The organism is Allosphingosinicella sp., assembly GCF_046295735.1.
Lineage (GTDB): Bacteria > Pseudomonadota > Alphaproteobacteria > Sphingomonadales > Sphingomonadaceae > Allosphingosinicella.
In genome coordinates this window covers 31,261-47,812 of the sequence record NZ_JBKBMQ010000012.1, presented here as the reverse complement: position 1 = coordinate 47,812, position 16,552 = coordinate 31,261, and the positions used below count along the sequence as shown (strand labels likewise).

Genomic DNA, 16,552 nt, shown 5'->3' with positions numbered 1-16,552 from the left:
GGTTAAGCCCCTCTCCTTATTATCCGGGGGAAGCTAGCGCGTCGCGGCTGCAATGACCATATGAAAGCCATGGCGATCGCGATCCGTACCGGCCTCCAGGAACCCGAGACCGGCGAGAACTTCATCCCCCATCGTCCGCAGCGCCCCGAAAAGGCGGAGGGCGGCAAGCGCTTCAAGCTGGTGTCCGACTACCATCCGTCGGGCGACCAGCCGCGCGCCATCGCCGAGCTGACCGGCGAAGCGCTGCAGGGCGAGAAGACGCAGGTGCTGCTCGGCGTCACCGGATCGGGCAAGACCTTCACCATGGCCAAGGTGATCGAGCAACTGCAGCGGCCGGCCCTCGTCCTGGCGCCGAACAAGATCCTCGCGGCGCAGCTCTACGGCGAGTTCAAGAGCTTCTTCCCGGACAATGCGGTCGAATATTTCGTCAGCTACTACGACTATTACCAGCCGGAGGCCTACGTCCCCCGCTCCGACACCTATATCGAGAAGGAAAGCTCGGTAAACGAGGCGATCGACCGCATGCGTCACTCGGCGACGCGGGCGCTTCTGGAACGGGACGACGTGATCATCGTCGCCTCCGTCTCCTGCCTCTACGGCATCGGATCGGTCGAAACCTATTCGGCGATGGTCTTCAGCCTGAAGAAGGGCGAGACGGTCGACCAACGGGAGATCGTGCGGAAGCTGGTTGCGCTTCAGTACAAGCGCAACGACGCCGCCTTCGCGCGCGGCAATTTCCGGGTGCGGGGCGACAATCTGGAAATCTTCCCCTCGCATTATGAGGACACCGCCTGGCGTATCGCCTTCTTCGGCGACGAGATCGAGGAGATCGTCGAATTCGATCCCTTGACGGGCAAGAAGGTGGCGAGCCTCGATTATGTGAAGGTCTATGCCAATTCGCACTATGTGACGCCCGGCCCCACGCTGAAGCAGGCGATGGAGGCGATCCGCCACGAACTCGCCGAGCGGCTGAAGGAGCTCCAGGCGGAAGGCAAGCTGCTCGAGGCGCAGCGGCTGGAGCAGCGCACCAATTTCGATCTGGAGATGATCGCCGCCACCGGCTCCTGCGCCGGCATCGAGAATTACAGCCGCTTCCTCACCGGCCGGCTCCCCGGCGAACCGCCGCCCACCTTGTTCGAATATCTGCCGGACAACGCTCTGCTGTTCGTCGACGAGAGCCACCAGACGGTGCCGCAGATCGGCGCGATGGCGCGCGGCGACCATCGCCGCAAGATCACGCTCGCCGAATATGGCTTCCGCCTGCCGAGCTGCATCGACAACCGGCCGCTGCGCTTCAACGAATGGGACGCGATGCGCCCGCAGACGGTGGCGGTGTCGGCGACTCCCGGCCCCTGGGAGATGGAGCAGACCGGCGGCGTGTTCGTCGAGCAGGTCATTCGCCCCACCGGCCTCATCGACCCGCCGGTCGAGATCAAGCCGGTCGAGGACCAGGTCGACGATCTGATCGCCGAAGCGCGGGCGACGGCGAAGAAGGGCTATCGCACGCTCGTAACCACCCTCACCAAACGCATGGCCGAGGACCTCACCGAATTCCTCCACGAGGCGGGGCTCAGGGTCCGCTACATGCATTCGGACGTCGAGACGCTGGAGCGAATCGAGCTGATCCGCGACCTGAGGCTCGGCGTCTACGACGTGCTGGTCGGCATCAACCTGCTGCGCGAGGGGCTCGACATTCCGGAATGCGGTCTGGTCGCCATCCTCGATGCCGACAAGGAAGGGTTCCTGCGCTCCGAAACCTCGCTCATCCAGACGATCGGCCGCGCCGCCCGCAACGTCGAGGGCAAGGTGATCCTCTACGCCGACCGGGTGACCGGCTCGATGGAGCGCGCGCTCAACGAGACCGCCCGGCGCCGGGAGAAGCAGGTCGCCTACAACGAGGCGCACGGCATCACGCCGACCACGATCAAGCGCAACATCTCCGATATCCTCGCCGACGTGTCGCAGCGCGACGGCGTGCTTGTCGACACCGGTGACGAGGAGGCGCCGCACCTCGTCGGCCACAATCTGCGCGCGTACATCGAGGAGCTGGAGCAGCGCATGCGCAAGGCCGCCGCCGACCTCGAATTCGAGGAAGCCGGCCGCCTGCGCGACGAGATCCGCCGCCTCGAGGCCGACGAACTCGGCCTCCCCGAGCACGAGAAGAAGGCCCCCCTCCTCGGCCGCTCCAACGAGGGCAAGCCGGGGACAAGGAAGACGCGGTTCGGCAAGCAGCAGCAGATGCGGATGAACAAGAGGCCGCGGCGTTGACCCTGTTGTAACCCCGCCGTTGCAACGAGGCCCAATTGCGTGCGATTCAAATATGCGAAGAATAGGCTGCTCTTCGAAAGGAGCAGCGATGACGAGGCCCGCCAAACTGTACCTGCAGCTGCTGGAGAACCCCTCCAGGACGGTAGCCTTCCGCGATTTCGAGGCGCTGCTCCTCGCCGCCGGCTTTCAGTTCGAACGGCAGAAAGGCAGCCACAGAGCCTATCGTCACCCTGCCGTGGCGGAAGTGCTGACGGTTCAGCCGCACGGCAGCGAGGCACGGCGCTACCAAGTACGCAAGTTTCTCGCTATGATGGAGGAACATGGTTTAGAGCTTGAAGGCTGATGACTGCCCATTATCACATCAACCTGTTCTGGTCGGACGAGGACGATTGCTGGATCGGGGACGTGCCCGATCTGAAGGGCTGCTCGGCCCATGGCGAGACACCGGCCGAAGCGGCAGGGGAGGCGCAGGTCGCGGTCGAGCTCTGGCTCGAAACCGCCCGGGCGGCAGGCTTGCCGATCCCGGAGCCTCGCTATCGTCCCGCCATCTATGCGGCACGCCAAGCGGCCTGACTTCCTCAGCTTCTGTTCCGCTCACGTTTCGGCGACGGATTGTGTCCGTTCGTGCCCGCATCCGGATCATTCCTGATGGATGTTAATGCCAGTGTGAGGGAGTCGGACGACATCCGATCGTCGGAGGCACGAAGACCATGACCGATATCCGCACCCAGGCGCCGCAAACCACTCCCGATCTCGACCAGTCGAAGCCCGAGCCCCGGCCGGCGGCGGCGGTGCGCAGTCCCTGGGCGTGGGAGACGGCCTCGCGCGTGCGGCCGCCCTGGCGCCGCTAGCTTCTCCAGCAGACCGGCGCGTTCGCGAAGACTTCCGCTGCGCGGCGCGCGCCCGAGGGGAAGAGGATGCGGGTCTCGCCCCACCATTCGGCAGCCGGGACGGAGCCTCCGCAGGCGATGATCGCGCGGGCGCAGCGGATCGCGGCCGCGCCCTCGAAGCTCATGCCATCGCGGCGGCGGACGAATGCCAGCACATGCCCGGCCCGCGGCCCATCGGCGGGCACCTGCTCCCAGCCGCCTTCCACGAACAGGTTCGGTTGCGCCCGTCGAAGTTGCAGCAGATCGGCGATCAGTCGCTGCTTGCGCGCGTCGAAGCTTCGCTCCTCGCCTCCTAGCGCCCGCTGCCGCGCCTCATAGTCGACGGGCCGCCGATTGTCGGGATCGACCAGGCTGAGATCCTCGAACTCGCACCCCTGATACAGATCGGGCACTCCGGGCGCGGTGCAGCGAAGGAACGCCTGGACGAGGCCGTTCGCCTCGCCGGCCGGACGCAGGCGGGCGACGAAGCCGGAGAGATCGCTCACCAGCGGTTCGTTCGAGAGGATGCGCGACAGATAGGCGCGGGCGGCGCCTTCATAACCACCGTCCGGCTCCGCCCATGAGGAACGGAGCTTGGCCTCCCGAAGCGCCTTCTCCTGCCAGGCGGCGACGCGTTCTTCGAAGCCGTCGAGCGGCGCCGGCCAGGCTCCGACGAGGGTCTGCCACAGCATATAGGCATCGCCCGGCTCCACTCCCGCTTCGGCGGCGGGCATGAGCGCATCCCAGCGGCGGGTGGCGGCGATCCATTCCTCGGAAATCTCGCTCAGAACGGCCAGGCGGGCGCGAACGTCCTCGCCTCTTTTGTGGTCGTGCGTTGCCGTGGCGAGCATCGCCCGCGGCCAGTCGGCGGCGCGTCGCTCCATCCGGCGATGGAATTCGTCCGCCGCCATCGCGAACCGGCCGGGGTCGAAGCCGACATCGTTGCGCGAGAGCAGGTGGCCATAGCGGTAGAAAGCGGTGTCCTCGACAGCCTTGGCGGCGATCGGCGCGGAGAGTTGCTGGAAGCGGCGAACCGCTTCGGCGCGCAGGGCGGGATCGCCCGGCCCGCGGCCGGCCAGCCACTCCAGCATCCGTTCGATCACGCCCCGCTCCCCCGGCGCGGCCAGGGGCAGGGCGCGGGCGCGCGCGACCTCGCGGATCGCCTCGTCGCCGGCGGGAGCGTCGGGTCCATAGGTGCGGTAGACGGGGAAGACCCACAGCAGCCGCTCGATCGCGCGGCGGAGCATGCCGGCGGTCAGCTCCTCCTCGACGGCCAGTTCGGCGAAGGCGACGACGCAGGAAAGAAGCTGGCCTTCGAACTCCCAGGACAGCATGTCGCGCCGGGCTTCGAACTCCTCCTCGGGAAAGTCGGCCGGCCGGCCGCTGATCGCCGCCAAGTGCCGCCCGAGCGGCTCGGCGCCCGCCGGCTCGTGGAGCAGCGCCGCGACCTCGGCCATGAAGTCGTAGCCGCTGGTGCCGTCGACCCGCCAGGCATCGTCGAGCGGCTCGTCGGGCGCCAGGATCTTCTCGATCACGATATAGGCGTCCGGCAACCGCTCCCGCAGCCGGCGGCAATAGCCGATCGGGTCGGTGAGGCCATCGACATGGTCGATCCGCAGTCCGTCGATCAGCCCTTCCGCGTGCAGGCGGAAGTAGAGCGCGTGAGTGGCTTCGAACACGTCCGGATCCTCGGCGCGCAAGCCGGCGAGCTCGGTGATGGTGAAGAAGCGGCGCCAGTTCAGCCGGTCGTTGCCGCTGCGCCACCAGGCCAGCCGCCAGTGCTGCCGCGCCAGCACGTCTTCCAGCGGCCCGCCGGGATCGTCCGGGCGGACGGCGAAGCGGTGCGTGTCATAGGCCCAGACGGCAAGGCCGCCTTCGTCCCGCTTCAGCTCCAGCGCGCCATTCGCCAGCGCGTCGGGCAGGGGTTCGCCGAGGAAGGGGAGGAGGAGCTTCTCGCGCCAGTCGATGTCGAAGAAGCGCGCGTAGGCGCTGTCCGGCCCGTTCGCGAGCACATCCTGCCACCAGGCGTTGGCATGACCGGCAACGCCCATATGGTTCGGCACGATGTCGACGACGAGGCCAAGCCCGTGCCGCCTCAGCGCCGCGACGAAGCGCCTCAGCCCGTCCTCGCCGCCGAGTTCCGGATTGACGCGGGTCGGATCGACCACGTCATAGCCGTGCGTGGAGCCGGGCTGCGCGACGGTGATCGGCGCGGCATAGACATGGCTGATGCCGAGCGCGGCGAGATAGGGGACGATCCGCTCCGCATCGGCGAAGGTGAAATCGCGATGGAATTGCAGGCGGTAGGTGGAAAGCACCGTCATGCGCCGCGGCCCTCGTTGATGCGGACGATCCGCGCCGCCACGTCGGGCGCCGACAGCATGTCCTCGGCCAATCCGGGAAGGCGGCGGCGCCAGTTGGGATGCTCGTCGATCGTGCCTGGAAGGTTGGGCTGCTCCGGCTCGCCGATCAGATCCTCGGCCGGGATGATGGCGAGGTCCGACGCCGATTGCGCGACGAAGGCGCAGGCGGCGCCGACCGGATCCCCCGGGTCGATGCCGGCCCCGCGGAAGGCGCGTTTCAGCCGCGCCTTGTCCTGTTCACGGGCCGCGCGCTCCGCCGCTTCGCTGTCATGCGCGCTGGTGCGGCCGATCTTCCAGCCCCAGTCGATGTCGCGCCCCGACCACCAGCCGGCGACGGTCGGCAAATCGTGGGTGGACGTCATCGCGGCCGCGCTCTTGCTGTAGCTCTCCGGCTTCCGGAAGCCCCCACGCCCTGTGCGTTCGAACCACAGCACCCGCATGCCGAGGAAGTTTCGCGCCTCCATCTCCTCGCGGAAGCCGAGGGGGACGGTGCCGAGATCCTCGCCCACCACCACCGTCTCGGCGCGCCGGCTCTCCTCGGCGAGGATGTCCATCAGTCGCCCCTGCGGATAAGCGAGGTAGACGCCCTCGGTCGCCGGCGCGCCGCGCGGGATGACCCAGAGGCGTCTCAGGCTCATCGCATGGTCGATTCGGATGCCGCCGGCATGGCGCAGCGCGGCGCGGATCGTGTCGGTGAAGTCGCGATAGCCGGTCGCTTTCAGCCCGCGCGGCGAAAAGGTGGTGATGCCCCAGTCCTGCCCGTCCGGGCCGAGCGGGTCGGGCGGGGCGCCGACCGACAGGCCCTGCAGCAGCCCTTCGGGGCGGCTCCACGCCTGGCTTCCGCCGGGGCTCATGCCAACCGCCATGTCGGCGATGAGGCCGAGCTTCATCCCGCCGTCCCGCGCCGCCCGCTGGGCGCGGGCAAGGCTCGCATCGGCCAGCCATTGCAGGAAGATGTAGAAGCCGACTTCCTCGGCCTGTTCGGCGGCGAAGCGGGCGACCGCCGCGCCGGAGCAGTCGCGATACTCCGCGGGCCAGTCCTGCCAGCCCGTTCCGAAGCGGGCGAACAGCGCATCGAAGATGGCGTGGCGGCGCAGCGGCTCGCCTTCGGCCGCGGCAAAGGCGGCGACCTTCGCCTCCGTCGCCTCGGAGCGGGCGTCGTAGAGCCCGCGCAGCCGCTTCATGCGCTCCGGAATGGCGCGCTGCCAGTCGATGAGGTCGCCATCGTCATCGCACCCGCCGCCCTCGTCGCCGAGCAGCGAAGGATCGCCCAGCAGGACGTTCAGGAACAAGCGCGTGGACGGGCCATAAGGGCTGAAACTGTTCGGATCGCCGGGGAACAGCGCGTGGACCGGGCTCATCGCCAGCAGATCGGCGCCGCTGCGGGCGGCGGCGGCGGCGAAGGAGGCGAGCGCGCCGAAATCCCCAAAGGCCGCCCCGCGGCGGTCGCGGAGCGACGTGATCTGCACGGCCGGCCCCCACAGCCGGCCCGGCGGCGCAAAACCGCGCGCGGGCTCCGCCGCCGGCTCTTCCGGCTCGGCTTCCTCGCGCAGCCGGGCGAGGCTGTCGCGAATGCGTGCCTCGCTGTCCGCGGGAAGGCCCAGCGCCTCGAGCACGGCCACCAACGTGTCGTCGGACACGCGCTGCTCCTTCCCCGACGCGTCCTTCCAGTCGCGGGAGAGCCCCGCCGCGCGGGCGAGATCGTGGAGCGCGCTCATGCCCGCTCCAGCCAGGCGGCGAAGCCGGGAATGGTGAGGAGGGGGGCACCCATCCTCCCTGCGGCGAAGCCGTGGGGAGGGGGACCATGCGAAGCATGGTGGAGGGGCGAAGGCGCCGGCTGCCCCTCCACCGCACTTCGTGCGGTCCCCCTCCCCATCCGCTTCGCGGACAGGGAGGATGGGTCCGTCGGCGTTTCGCCGAGATCGGCGAAGATGGTAAGCCGGCTGCCGTCGCCGAGCCGCCAATGGGCCAGCACCGCCGTTTCGGACAGCGCACGCGCGCCGTCTCCGCGCGCGCCCTTCAGTCGCGGCACGATCTCGCGCCGGCGAAGATCGAGCAGATCGGCGTAGAAGGCCCGCCATTCGGCCGCTGCCGGTCCCGGTTCCGGGCGCGAGCCGGCGAAGGTGGCTTCGGCATTGGGATCGGGGATGCGCGCCCGCGCCTCCGGGTCGGCGAAGGCGGCGAACTTCGCGAACTCTCGGCGCCGCCCCTCGCGCACCGCGTCGGCGAGTTCGTCGTGGAAATCGGTGAAAAACAGGAAGGGGCTCTCCGATCCCGTCTCGTCGCCCATGAACAGGAGCGGCACCTGCGGCATCAGCAGCAGCAGGGCCGTGGCGGCGCGCAGCCGCTCGCGCGACGTCAGCCGGGTCAGCCGCTCGCCCATCGCGCGATTGCCGATCTGGTCGTGATTCTGGAGGAAGGGGATGAAGGCGGTGCTGCGCAGATGGCCGCTCGGCGCGCCGCGCGGATGGTCGCCGCCCGGCGGGGTCTCGCCCTGGTAGACGAATCCTTCGGCCAGGCAGCGCGCCAGCTTCTCCGCCGGCCGCTCGGCGAAGCCGCCATAATAGGCTTCGCTCTCGCCGGTCAGCATCACGTGGATCGTGTTGTGGAAATCGTCGTTCCACTGCGCGTCAAAGCCGCGCTCCAGCCGCTCCGCATCGTTCGCCTCATTCTCCAGCATCAGATGGACATGCCGGCCGACCGTCGCCGCGCGGAGCTCTGCGGCCATGGCGTCGAGGAAGCCCACATCGCCAATCGCGTGCACCGCATCGAAGCGCAGGCCGTCGAAGCGATATTCGGTGAGCCACATCAAGGCATTGTCGATGAAGAAGCGGCGCACCGGCTCCCGGTCGAACGCGATCGCGTCTCCCCAGGGCGTGCGGATCTCGGGATGGAAGAAGTCATTGGCGTAAGCGTGGAGATAATTCCCGTCCGGTCCGAAATGGTTGTAGACCACGTCGAGATAGATGGAGAGGCCAAGCGCGTGCGCTTTGTCCACCAGCGCCTTCAGATCGTCCGGGCTGCCATAGGCGGCGGCGGGCGCATAAGGCAGCACCCCGTCATAGCCCCAGTTGCGGGTGCCGGAAAACGCCGCCACCGGCATCAGCTCCACCGCCGTGACGCCGAGCGCCGCGATGTCGGGCAGCCGGTCCGCGACGCCGCGAAAGCCGCCGAGCAGGCCGGCATGCAGTTCGTAGATGACCGTCTCTTCCCAGGGCCGCCCGGCCCAGTCGGCGGCTTGCCAGCGGTAGCTGTCCGGATCGACGAGGAGGCTCCAGCCGTGGACGTCCTCCGCCTGCGCGCGGGACGCGGGGTCGGGGACGGCGAGGTCGGGCGAGACGCGGAAACGGTAGCGGGTGCCGGAACGCGCTTCGGCTTCGGCGGAGAACCAGCCGTCGCCGCTCTGGGACATGGCTACCTCAAGCCCCTCTCTTTCAGAGGGAGCGGCTATTTCCAAGTTGACCCGCTCCACGCCCGGCGCCCACAGGTTGAAGCGCCAGCGACCGCCGCCGAGCGGCTCCGGTCCCCATCTCACGGCGCGTCGCCGGTCCAGGCGATGATCGCCGCCGCCTGGTTGAACAGATAATAGCGATCGCCGATCTCATGCTCCTTCACATGGGGATGGGCGCTGTCGATCAGCAGGCGCCGTGCCGCCGCCGGCGGCGGGAGGTTGTAGACCAGCGGTTCGGGCGAGCTGTTGAGCAGCACGCAGACGACGTCGAGCCGTCCGTCCTCGCGCTTTTCGACCAGCCGCATGATCAGCGCCCGGCCCTCCATATTGTCCCAGTCGGACTGGTCGAGCCGCATGCCGCGCTCGTCCCACCAGTCGATGTCCGGGATGTCGGGCGCCAGCTCCTCGCCATACAGGTAGGAACGGCTGCGCAGCAGGGGATAGCGCTTGCGAATGTCGATCAGCCGGCGGGTGAAATCGATCATCGCCTCGCCCTCGGGCGACCGCGCCTGGTTCCAGTCGAACCAGCTGATGTCGTTGTCCTGGCAATAAGCGTTGTTGTTGCCTTTTTGCGTGCGGCCGAACTCGTCGCCGCCGAGCAGCATCGGCGTGCCGAGCGAGCCGAGCAGGGTGATCAGCATCGACCGGCGGACGCGGCGGCGCATCTCCTCGATCGCGGGATCGTGGGTCGGTCCTTCGGCGCCCCAGTTGCGGGACAGGTTCTCGCCATGGCCGTCCTGGTTGTTCTCCAGGTTCGCCTCGTTGTGCCGCTGCTCGTAGGCGGTGAGGTCGGCGAGGGTGAAGCCGTCGTGCGAGGTCAGGAAGTTGACGCTGGCCCAGGGGCGCCGGGCGCGGCGGTCGAACAGGTCGCCCGATCCCGCCAGCCGCGCCGCGAGCTCGCCGCGCATCGCGCTGTCGCCGCGCCAGTAGCGGCGCACCGCGTCGCGATAGCGGTCGTTCCATTCGGCGAAGCCGGGCGGATGATTGCCGAGCTGATACCCGCCCGGCCCCACGTCCCACGGTTCGGAGATGAGCTTCACCTTCTGCAGCACCGGATCCTGGCGCAGCACGTCGAAGAAGGCGGCGCCCGGCTTGAACCCCTCGTCGGTGCGGCCGAGGATGGTGCCGAGATCGAAGCGGAAGCCGTCGATGCCGAACGAGGTCACCCAGTAACGCAGGCTGTCGGCGATCATCTGGATGACGCGCGCCTTGGACGCGTTCACCGTGTTGCCGGTGCCGGTGTCGTTCACCGTGTAGCGCGGGTTGTCGCGCTGCAGCCGGTAGTAAGTGGCGTTGTCGAGGCCGCGCCAGGACAAAGTGGGACCCTGTTCCGATCCTTCGGCGGTGTGGTTGTAGACGACGTCCAGGATCACCTCGATGCCCGCCGCGTGGAGGCGGCGCACGGCGAGGCGCAGCTCGTCATGGCTGTCGCCGGCGAAATAACGCTGCTCCGGCGCGAAGAACGAGAGGGTGTTGTAGCCCCAGTAATTGGACAGGCTCTTTTCCTGGAGGAAACGGTCCTGCACGTAGGAATGGATCGGCAGCAGCTCGACCGCGGTGACGCCGAGCCGCTTCAGATGTTCGATGACGGGTCCGCTGGCGAGGCCGGCGAAGGTGCCGCGGTCGGCGGGCGCCACCTCCTCGAACAGGCGGGTGAGGCCGCGGACGTGGGTCTCGTAGATCACCGTTTCCGACCAGGGCGTGTTCGGCCGCACGTCCGCCGACCAGTCGAACGCATCGTGGGTGACCACCGCCTTGGGCATGGCGGGGGCGCTGTCGCGCCGGTCGAAGCTCAGGTCCGCGCGCGGGCTGCGGACGCGGTAGCCGAACAGGGCGTCGGTCCAGCGCAGATTGCCGACCAGCTTCTTGGCGTAAGGATCGAGCAGCAGCTTGTTGGGATTGAAGCGATGCCCCTCCTCCGGCCGGTAGGGACCGTAGGCGCGATAGCCGTAGACGAGGCCCGGCAGCGCGTCCGGCAGATAGCCGTGCCAGACTTCGTCGGTCCATTCGGGCAGCTCGTAGCGCGCGATCTCGCGCCGCCCCTGCGGGTCGAAGATGCACAGTTCGATCTTCTCGGCATGGGCGGAGAAGATGGCGAAGTTGGTGCCGAGCCCGTCGAACGTGGCGCCGAGCGGATAGGGGGAGCCGGGCTCGAGCCGGCTGGGGCGGGGGATCAATCGCGGGCTCCGTCGTAGCGCAGCACCACCGCGCCGAGCGGCGGGACGACCAGGGGCGCCGAGCAGGGCCGGCCGTGATGGGGCCGCGCCTCCGCCTCGACCGCCCCGGCATTGCCGCGGTTCGACCCGCCATAGACGGCGGCGTCGGTGTTGAGGAGTTCGGTCCACCGGCCCGGATGGGGCAGGCCGATCCGGAAGTCGGGATGGGGCTGGGGGGTCATGTTGAGCACGAATACAATCGGCGGGTCACCTTCGTTCCCTTTGCGAACAAAGGAAAAAATGCTGTTCGCCGAATCCCCGCCGTCGATCCATTCGAAGCCCCTCGGATCGCTGTCGAAGCGGTGGAGCGCGGGCTCGCCTGCGTAGAGGCGGTTGAGATCGGCGACGAGGCGCTGGACCGCGGCATGATCCGGCCGTTCAAGCAGGTGCCAGGCGATCTCGCCGTCATGGTCCCACTCGCTTTCCTGGCCGAGTTCGCAGCCCATGAAGAGCAGCTTCTTGCCCGGATGCGCCCACATGAAGGCGAGATAGGCGCGAAGGGTGGCGAGCTGGCGCCAGCGGTCGCCCGGCATCTTGCCGAGCAGCGATCCCTTGCCGTGCACCACCTCGTCATGGCTGATCGGGAGGACGAACTTCTCCGACCAGGCATAGACCATCGAGAAGGTCATCTCGCCATGGTGCCAGCTGCGGTACATCGGATCGCGCGACGCATATTGCAGCGTGTCGTGCATCCAGCCCATGTTCCATTTGTAGTCGAAGCCGAGCCCACCCTGGTCGAGCGGGGCGGAGACGCCCGGCCAGGCCGTCGACTCCTCCGCGATCGTCACCGCCCCGGGGCAGCGCTCGCGGACGATCCGGTTCAGCTCCTTCAGGAAGGCGACGCTTTCCAGATTTTCGCGCCCGCCATGGACGTTCGGCACCCATTCGCCCGATTTGCGGCTGTAGTCGCGGTAGAGCATCGAGGCGACGGCATCGACCCTGAGACCGTCGATGTGAAAGGTTTCCAGCCACCACACCGCGGACGCGAGCAGAAAGCCCGACACTTCGCGCCGGCCGAGATTGTAGATGAGGGTGTTCCAGTCCTGGTGGAAGCCCTCGCGCGGGTCGGCATGTTCGTAGAGATGGGTGCCGTCGAAGCAGGCGAGGCCGTGCTCGTCGGTCGGAAAGTGGGCGGGCACCCAGTCGAGGATCACCCCGATCCCCTCGCGGTGGCAGGCGTCGACGAAGCGGGCGAAGTCCTCCGGCCGGCCGAAGCGGGCGGAAGGCGCGAATTGCGAGAGCGGCTGATAGCCCCAGGAGCCGCCGAACGGATGCTCCATGATCGGCAGCAGCTCGACATGGGTGAAGCCCATCTGCGCCACATAGGGGACGAGCCGCTCCGCAAGGCCCTGCCAGTCGAGCGTGGAGTCCGGCCCGTGCGGACGCAGCCAGGAGCCGGCATGGACTTCGTAGATGGACATCGGCGCATCCGGCGCGTGGCGGCGGGCGCGCTCTTCCATCCAGTCCCGGTCGCTCCATGCGAAGTCCGGGCGGGGCGCGACGATCGAGGCGGTGCCGGGCGGCACCTCGGTGGCGCGGGCGACCGGATCGGCCTTCTGGACGACGCGGTTGTCGGCGCCCGCGATCTCGAATTTGTAGCGCTCTCCGGGCCGGAGGCGCGGCACGAACAGCTCCCACACGCCCGCGTCGTGGCGGAGGCGCATCGGGTGTCGGCGGCCGTCCCAATTGTTGAAATCGCCGACCACCGATACGCGCCGGGCATTGGGCGCCCAGACGGCGAAGGCGACGCCCTCCACGCCGTCCACCGCGCGCGGCTGCGCGCCGAGCACGTCCGCAATCCGGAAGTGGCGGCCCTCCCGCAGAAGGTGGATGTCGAAGTCGCCGAGGATCGGCGGGAAGGCGTACGGGTCCTCCGTTTCCTGCACCGTGCCGTCCGGCCAACCGATCCGGAGCAGATAAGGCACCTCCTCCTCAAGCCGGCCGGTGAACAGCCCGCCGTCGAGATGGTCCAGTCGCCCGAGCGGCCGCCCGTCCTCGCGCGCGGCGAGTTCGATCCGGTCGGCGCCCGGCTGGAAGCTGCGCACGGTGCCGCCGTGCGGGCCGAGCACGGCGAAGGGATCGTGCAGGCGGCCGGACATGGCGGCCGCCGCGGCATGTTCGAGGCCGTGGTCGAGCGTCATTCCGTTTCCTCTCCGGCCAGTCGGGCGGCGATCCGCGCGAGGCCGGCGAGCGGGACGCTCAGCCAATCCGGCCGGTTGGCGGCTTCGTAGCGAAGCTCGTAAGCCGCCTTCTCTACGAGGAAGAGGTCGAGCAGCGGACCGAGCGCGCGGCCGGTCACGTCCGAATAGCCCTTCAGGAAGGCGCTCACCGCGCACTCGCAGAAGCGCTCGAACACCTGCTCCGCATGGGCATGGGTGGTGTCGGCGACCGCCGGCATGCGCTGTTCCGCCACGGCCGAGGCATAATCGAACGAGCGGATCACGCCGGCCACGTCGCGCAGCGGCAGGTCCTTGGCGCGGCGCTCCTCGAGCGGCTTCGAAGGCTCGCCCTCGAAATCGATGATGACGACGTCGCTGCCCGCCACCAGCACCTGGCCGAGATGGAGGTCGCCATGGATGCGGGTGCGCAGCTTGCCCGCCGTCTGCGCGGCCAGCGCCTCGATCGCCGGCAGCAGCCGGTCGCGCTTCGACAGCAGATAGGCGGCGCGCTCCCCGTCCGCCGCATTCTCCCATTGCAACGTCTCGAGATAGTCGAGCGCGCCCGCGACTTCGCCGCCGATCCGCTGGCCGAGCCGCTGCGCTTCCTCCTCGCTCATCGCCACCGGCTCGAAGTCCGGATCGCCCTTCGCCTGGGCGAGCAGCGCATGCATTTCCGCGAGCCGGTTGCCGAGACGCTCGGCGAAGCTCTCGTAGTTCTGGAAGTCGATCGAGCTCTTGCCGGTGTCGGTGGCGAGCCGCGACAGCATCTCCAGCGTCCATTGCCAGCCGTCGCCCTGATTGTGGACGAAGCCCTGCGACAGGAGCAAAGTGTGCGGCCGTCCTTCCGCGTCGAACCGGACCGCCTCGCCATAGAGCGGCGGCACCGAGCTGAAGCCATGTTCGCGCAGATAGCGGGTCATCTCCGCTTCCGGATGGATGCCCGGCTGCACCCGCCGGAGCAGCTTCACCACCGCCCGCCGGCCGAGGATCAGGGTGCTGTTCGACTGTTCCGCCGCGATCCATTCGGGATCCATCGTGGCGGTCTTGGCCAGTTCCTCGGCTGGGAGGAAGCGGATCGTCCCGTTGTCCGCCTCGATCTCGGCGCTGGTGCGCAGGCCGTGGAGGACCGCTTCGGCGAAAGCGGGCACCGCGAAGCCGTCGGTCAGCAGCCCGACATGCCGTCCGCGCCTGACCCGCCCGAGCGCGAGATTGGGCGCGAACGGCCCCGAATGCTCGCCCTCCCAGGCGATGCCGAGCGGCAGTGTGAAAAGGCCGGTGCCGCGGTCGGTGGTCACCTCGATCTCGGTGAACAGCAGTTCCTCGACGCCCGGCGCGGCGACGGCGCTCACCACGCGGGTCGAACGCAGCTCCTCGTCGCGCGCCCCGAACCAGCGGCGGTGGGGGATGTAATCGGGCAGCACCTCGCGCTCCAGCACCTCGCGATTGCCGGGCCGCAGCAGGTCCTCCAGCCGCTCGCGCAGCACGAAGGTGTGCTGCTCGGCCTCGGCGGACGGCGCGGTGCTGCTCCAGTCCGGCGCCTTGGCGGCCTCGCTCAGCATGAACCAGTAGAAGCCGTACGGCGGCAGCGTCAGCAGATAGGGGAGCTGCCCGATCGGCGGGAAGGCGATCTGACCGGTCAGCTCGACCGGAGTACGGCCGGCGAACTCGCCGAGATCAAGCTCCACCGCCTGCGCGGTGCGGGCGAGATTGGCGACGAACAGGATGACGTCGCCTTCATGTTCGCGCAGATAAGCCAGGATCTTGCGGTTGGCCGGGCGCAGGAAGCGCTGCGTGCCGCGGCCGAAGGCGGGATGCTGGCGCCGGACCGCCAGCATGCGCTTGGTCCAGTTGAGCAGCGAGTGATTGTCCCGCTCCTGCGCCTCCACGTTCAGCACCTGATAGCCGTAGAGCGGGTCCATGATCGGCGGCAGGGTCAGGGCGGCCGGGTCGGCGCGGGAAAAGCCGCCGTTGCGGTCCGGCGACCATTGCATCGGCGTTCTCACCCCGTCGCGGTCGCCGAGGTGGATGTTGTCGCCCATCCCGATCTCGTCGCCATAATAAAGGACGGGCGTGCCGGGCATGGTAAGCAGCATCGCGTTCATCAGCTCGACGCGGCGGCGGTCCCGCTCCATCAGCGGCGCGAGGCGCCGGCGGATGCCGAGATTGATCCGCGCCCGCCGGTCGGAGGCATAGGTGTTCCACAGATAGTCGCGCTCCGCGTCGGTCACCATCTCCAGCGTCAACTCGTCATGGTTGCGCAGGAAGATCGCCCACTGGCTGTTTTCCGGTATCTCCGGCGTCTGGCGCATGATGTCGGTGATCGGGAAGCGGTCTTCCTGCGCCACCGCCATGTACATGCGCGGCATCAGCGGGAAGTGGAACGCCATGTGGCATTCGTCGCCCGTCTCCCCGAAATATTGCTGGGTGTCCTCCGGCCACATATTGGCCTCGGCGAGCAGCATCCTGTCCGGATAATGGGTGTCGAGATCGGCGCGGATCTTCTTCAGGACGTCGTGGGTCTCGGGCAGGTTCTCGTTGGACGTGCCGTCCCGCTCGATGAGGTAGGGGATGGCGTCGAGGCGAAGGCCGTCGATGCCCATATCGAGCCAGAAGTGCATCACCGACAGCACTTCCTCCAGCACCCTGGGATTGTCGAAATTGAGGTCGGGCTGGTGCGAATAGAAGCGGTGCCAGTAATAGGCGCCCGCCACCTCGTCCCACGTCCAGTTCGATTTCTCGGTGTCGCAGAAGATGATGCGGGTGCCGGAGTAGAGCTCGTCATTGTCCGACCAGACGTAGAAGTCCCGCTCCGGGCTGCCCGGCGGCGCCCGGCGCGCGGCCTGGAACCAGGGATGTTCGGCGGAGGTGTGATTGATCACCAGTTCGGTGATCACTCTGAGGCCGCGCTTGTGCGCCTCCTCGACGAAGCGGCGGGCGTCCTCGAGCGTGCCGTAATCCGGACTGACGCCCCGATATTCGGCGATGTCGTAGCCGTCGTCCCGCCGCGGGCTCGGATAGAAAGGGAGCAGCCACACCGCCGTGACGCCGAGATCGGCGATGTAATCGAGCTTCTGCAGCAGGCCGGCGAAGTCGCCGATCCCGTCATTGTTGGAATCGAAGAAGCTCTTGACGTGGAGCTGGTAGATGACCGCGTCCCTGTACCACAGCGGGTCCCGGGTGATGACATGGCTCATAATTCGCCCCTCCCGGAAAGAGAGGGGATCTG

Annotated in this window: 10 protein-coding genes; 4 read left to right on the top strand and 6 right to left on the bottom strand. The window is 68.3% G+C overall.

The features are described 5' to 3' along the window. The first annotated feature begins 69 nt into the window (after positions 1-69). The 4 genes from uvrB (at position 70) to ACK4K7_RS12090 (ending at position 3,119) form a co-directional block, all read left to right on the top strand. On the top strand, positions 70-2,268 hold the full coding sequence (gene uvrB, locus ACK4K7_RS12105) for an excinuclease ABC subunit UvrB (RefSeq protein WP_431866319.1): 2,199 nt from the start codon (positions 70-72) through the stop codon (positions 2,266-2,268). A gap of 88 nt (positions 2,269-2,356) precedes the next feature. Continuing rightward, positions 2,357-2,611 carry a type II toxin-antitoxin system HicA family toxin gene (locus tag ACK4K7_RS12100; protein WP_431866317.1) on the top strand — a complete coding sequence of 85 codons (255 nt, stop codon included), beginning with the start codon at positions 2,357-2,359 and terminating at the stop codon, positions 2,609-2,611. Next, positions 2,611-2,841, top strand: a complete 231-nt coding sequence (locus ACK4K7_RS12095; RefSeq protein WP_431866316.1) for a type II toxin-antitoxin system HicB family antitoxin — start codon at positions 2,611-2,613, stop codon at positions 2,839-2,841. Before ACK4K7_RS12100 ends, ACK4K7_RS12095 begins: the two co-directional genes overlap by 1 nt. 137 nt (positions 2,842-2,978) lie before the next feature. Further along, positions 2,979-3,119 (top strand): hypothetical protein, encoded by a 141-nt coding sequence (locus tag ACK4K7_RS12090; RefSeq protein WP_431866314.1) that lies wholly within the window; start codon positions 2,979-2,981, stop codon positions 3,117-3,119. Here ACK4K7_RS12090 and treY read toward each other — a convergent pair. Genes treY through treS form a run of 6 tightly spaced genes read right to left on the bottom strand, consistent with a single transcriptional unit; the run spans position 3,116 to position 16,520 of the window. Further along, positions 3,116-5,461, bottom strand: a complete 2,346-nt coding sequence (gene treY / locus ACK4K7_RS12085) for a malto-oligosyltrehalose synthase (RefSeq protein ID WP_431866313.1) — start codon at positions 5,459-5,461, stop codon at positions 3,116-3,118. The two genes, ACK4K7_RS12090 and treY, sit on opposite strands and share 4 nt — an antisense overlap. Continuing rightward, positions 5,458-7,218 carry a 4-alpha-glucanotransferase gene (gene malQ, locus ACK4K7_RS12080; RefSeq protein WP_431866312.1) on the bottom strand — a complete coding sequence of 587 codons (1,761 nt, stop codon included), beginning with the start codon at positions 7,216-7,218 and terminating at the stop codon, positions 5,458-5,460. The genes treY and malQ overlap by 4 nt, the downstream gene beginning before the upstream one ends. Then, positions 7,215-9,035, bottom strand: a complete 1,821-nt coding sequence (treZ, locus tag ACK4K7_RS12075; RefSeq protein ID WP_431866311.1) for a malto-oligosyltrehalose trehalohydrolase — start codon at positions 9,033-9,035, stop codon at positions 7,215-7,217. Before treZ ends, malQ begins: the two co-directional genes overlap by 4 nt. After that, positions 9,032-11,128 (bottom strand): glycogen debranching protein GlgX, encoded by a 2,097-nt coding sequence (gene glgX / locus ACK4K7_RS12070; RefSeq protein ID WP_431866310.1) that lies wholly within the window; start codon positions 11,126-11,128, stop codon positions 9,032-9,034. The genes treZ and glgX overlap by 4 nt, the downstream gene beginning before the upstream one ends. Next, complete coding sequence (gene glgB, locus ACK4K7_RS12065; RefSeq protein ID WP_431866309.1) at positions 11,125-13,308, bottom strand: 1,4-alpha-glucan branching protein GlgB; 2,184 nt, start codon at positions 13,306-13,308, stop codon at positions 11,125-11,127. Before glgB ends, glgX begins: the two co-directional genes overlap by 4 nt. Next, a complete protein-coding gene (gene treS / locus ACK4K7_RS12060) occupies positions 13,305-16,520 on the bottom strand; it encodes a maltose alpha-D-glucosyltransferase (RefSeq protein ID WP_431866308.1) in 3,216 nt (1,071 codons plus the stop codon). The genes glgB and treS overlap by 4 nt, the downstream gene beginning before the upstream one ends. Positions 16,521-16,552 lie beyond the last annotated feature (32 nt).

Coding starts and splice junctions, on each gene's coding strand:
- treY (WP_431866313.1), bottom strand. CDS start 5,461: ATGACGGTGCTTTCCACCTACCGCCTGCAATTCCATCGCGATTTCACC.
- uvrB (WP_431866319.1), top strand. CDS start 70: ATGGCGATCGCGATCCGTACCGGCCTCCAGGAACCCGAGACCGGCGAG.
- ACK4K7_RS12100 (WP_431866317.1), top strand. CDS start 2,357: ATGACGAGGCCCGCCAAACTGTACCTGCAGCTGCTGGAGAACCCCTCC.
- ACK4K7_RS12095 (WP_431866316.1), top strand. CDS start 2,611: ATGACTGCCCATTATCACATCAACCTGTTCTGGTCGGACGAGGACGAT.
- glgB (WP_431866309.1), bottom strand. CDS start 13,308: ATGACGCTCGACCACGGCCTCGAACATGCCGCGGCGGCCGCCATGTCC.
- ACK4K7_RS12090 (WP_431866314.1), top strand. CDS start 2,979: ATGACCGATATCCGCACCCAGGCGCCGCAAACCACTCCCGATCTCGAC.
- malQ (WP_431866312.1), bottom strand. CDS start 7,218: ATGAGCGCGCTCCACGATCTCGCCCGCGCGGCGGGGCTCTCCCGCGAC.
- treS (WP_431866308.1), bottom strand. CDS start 16,520: ATGAGCCATGTCATCACCCGGGACCCGCTGTGGTACAGGGACGCGGTC.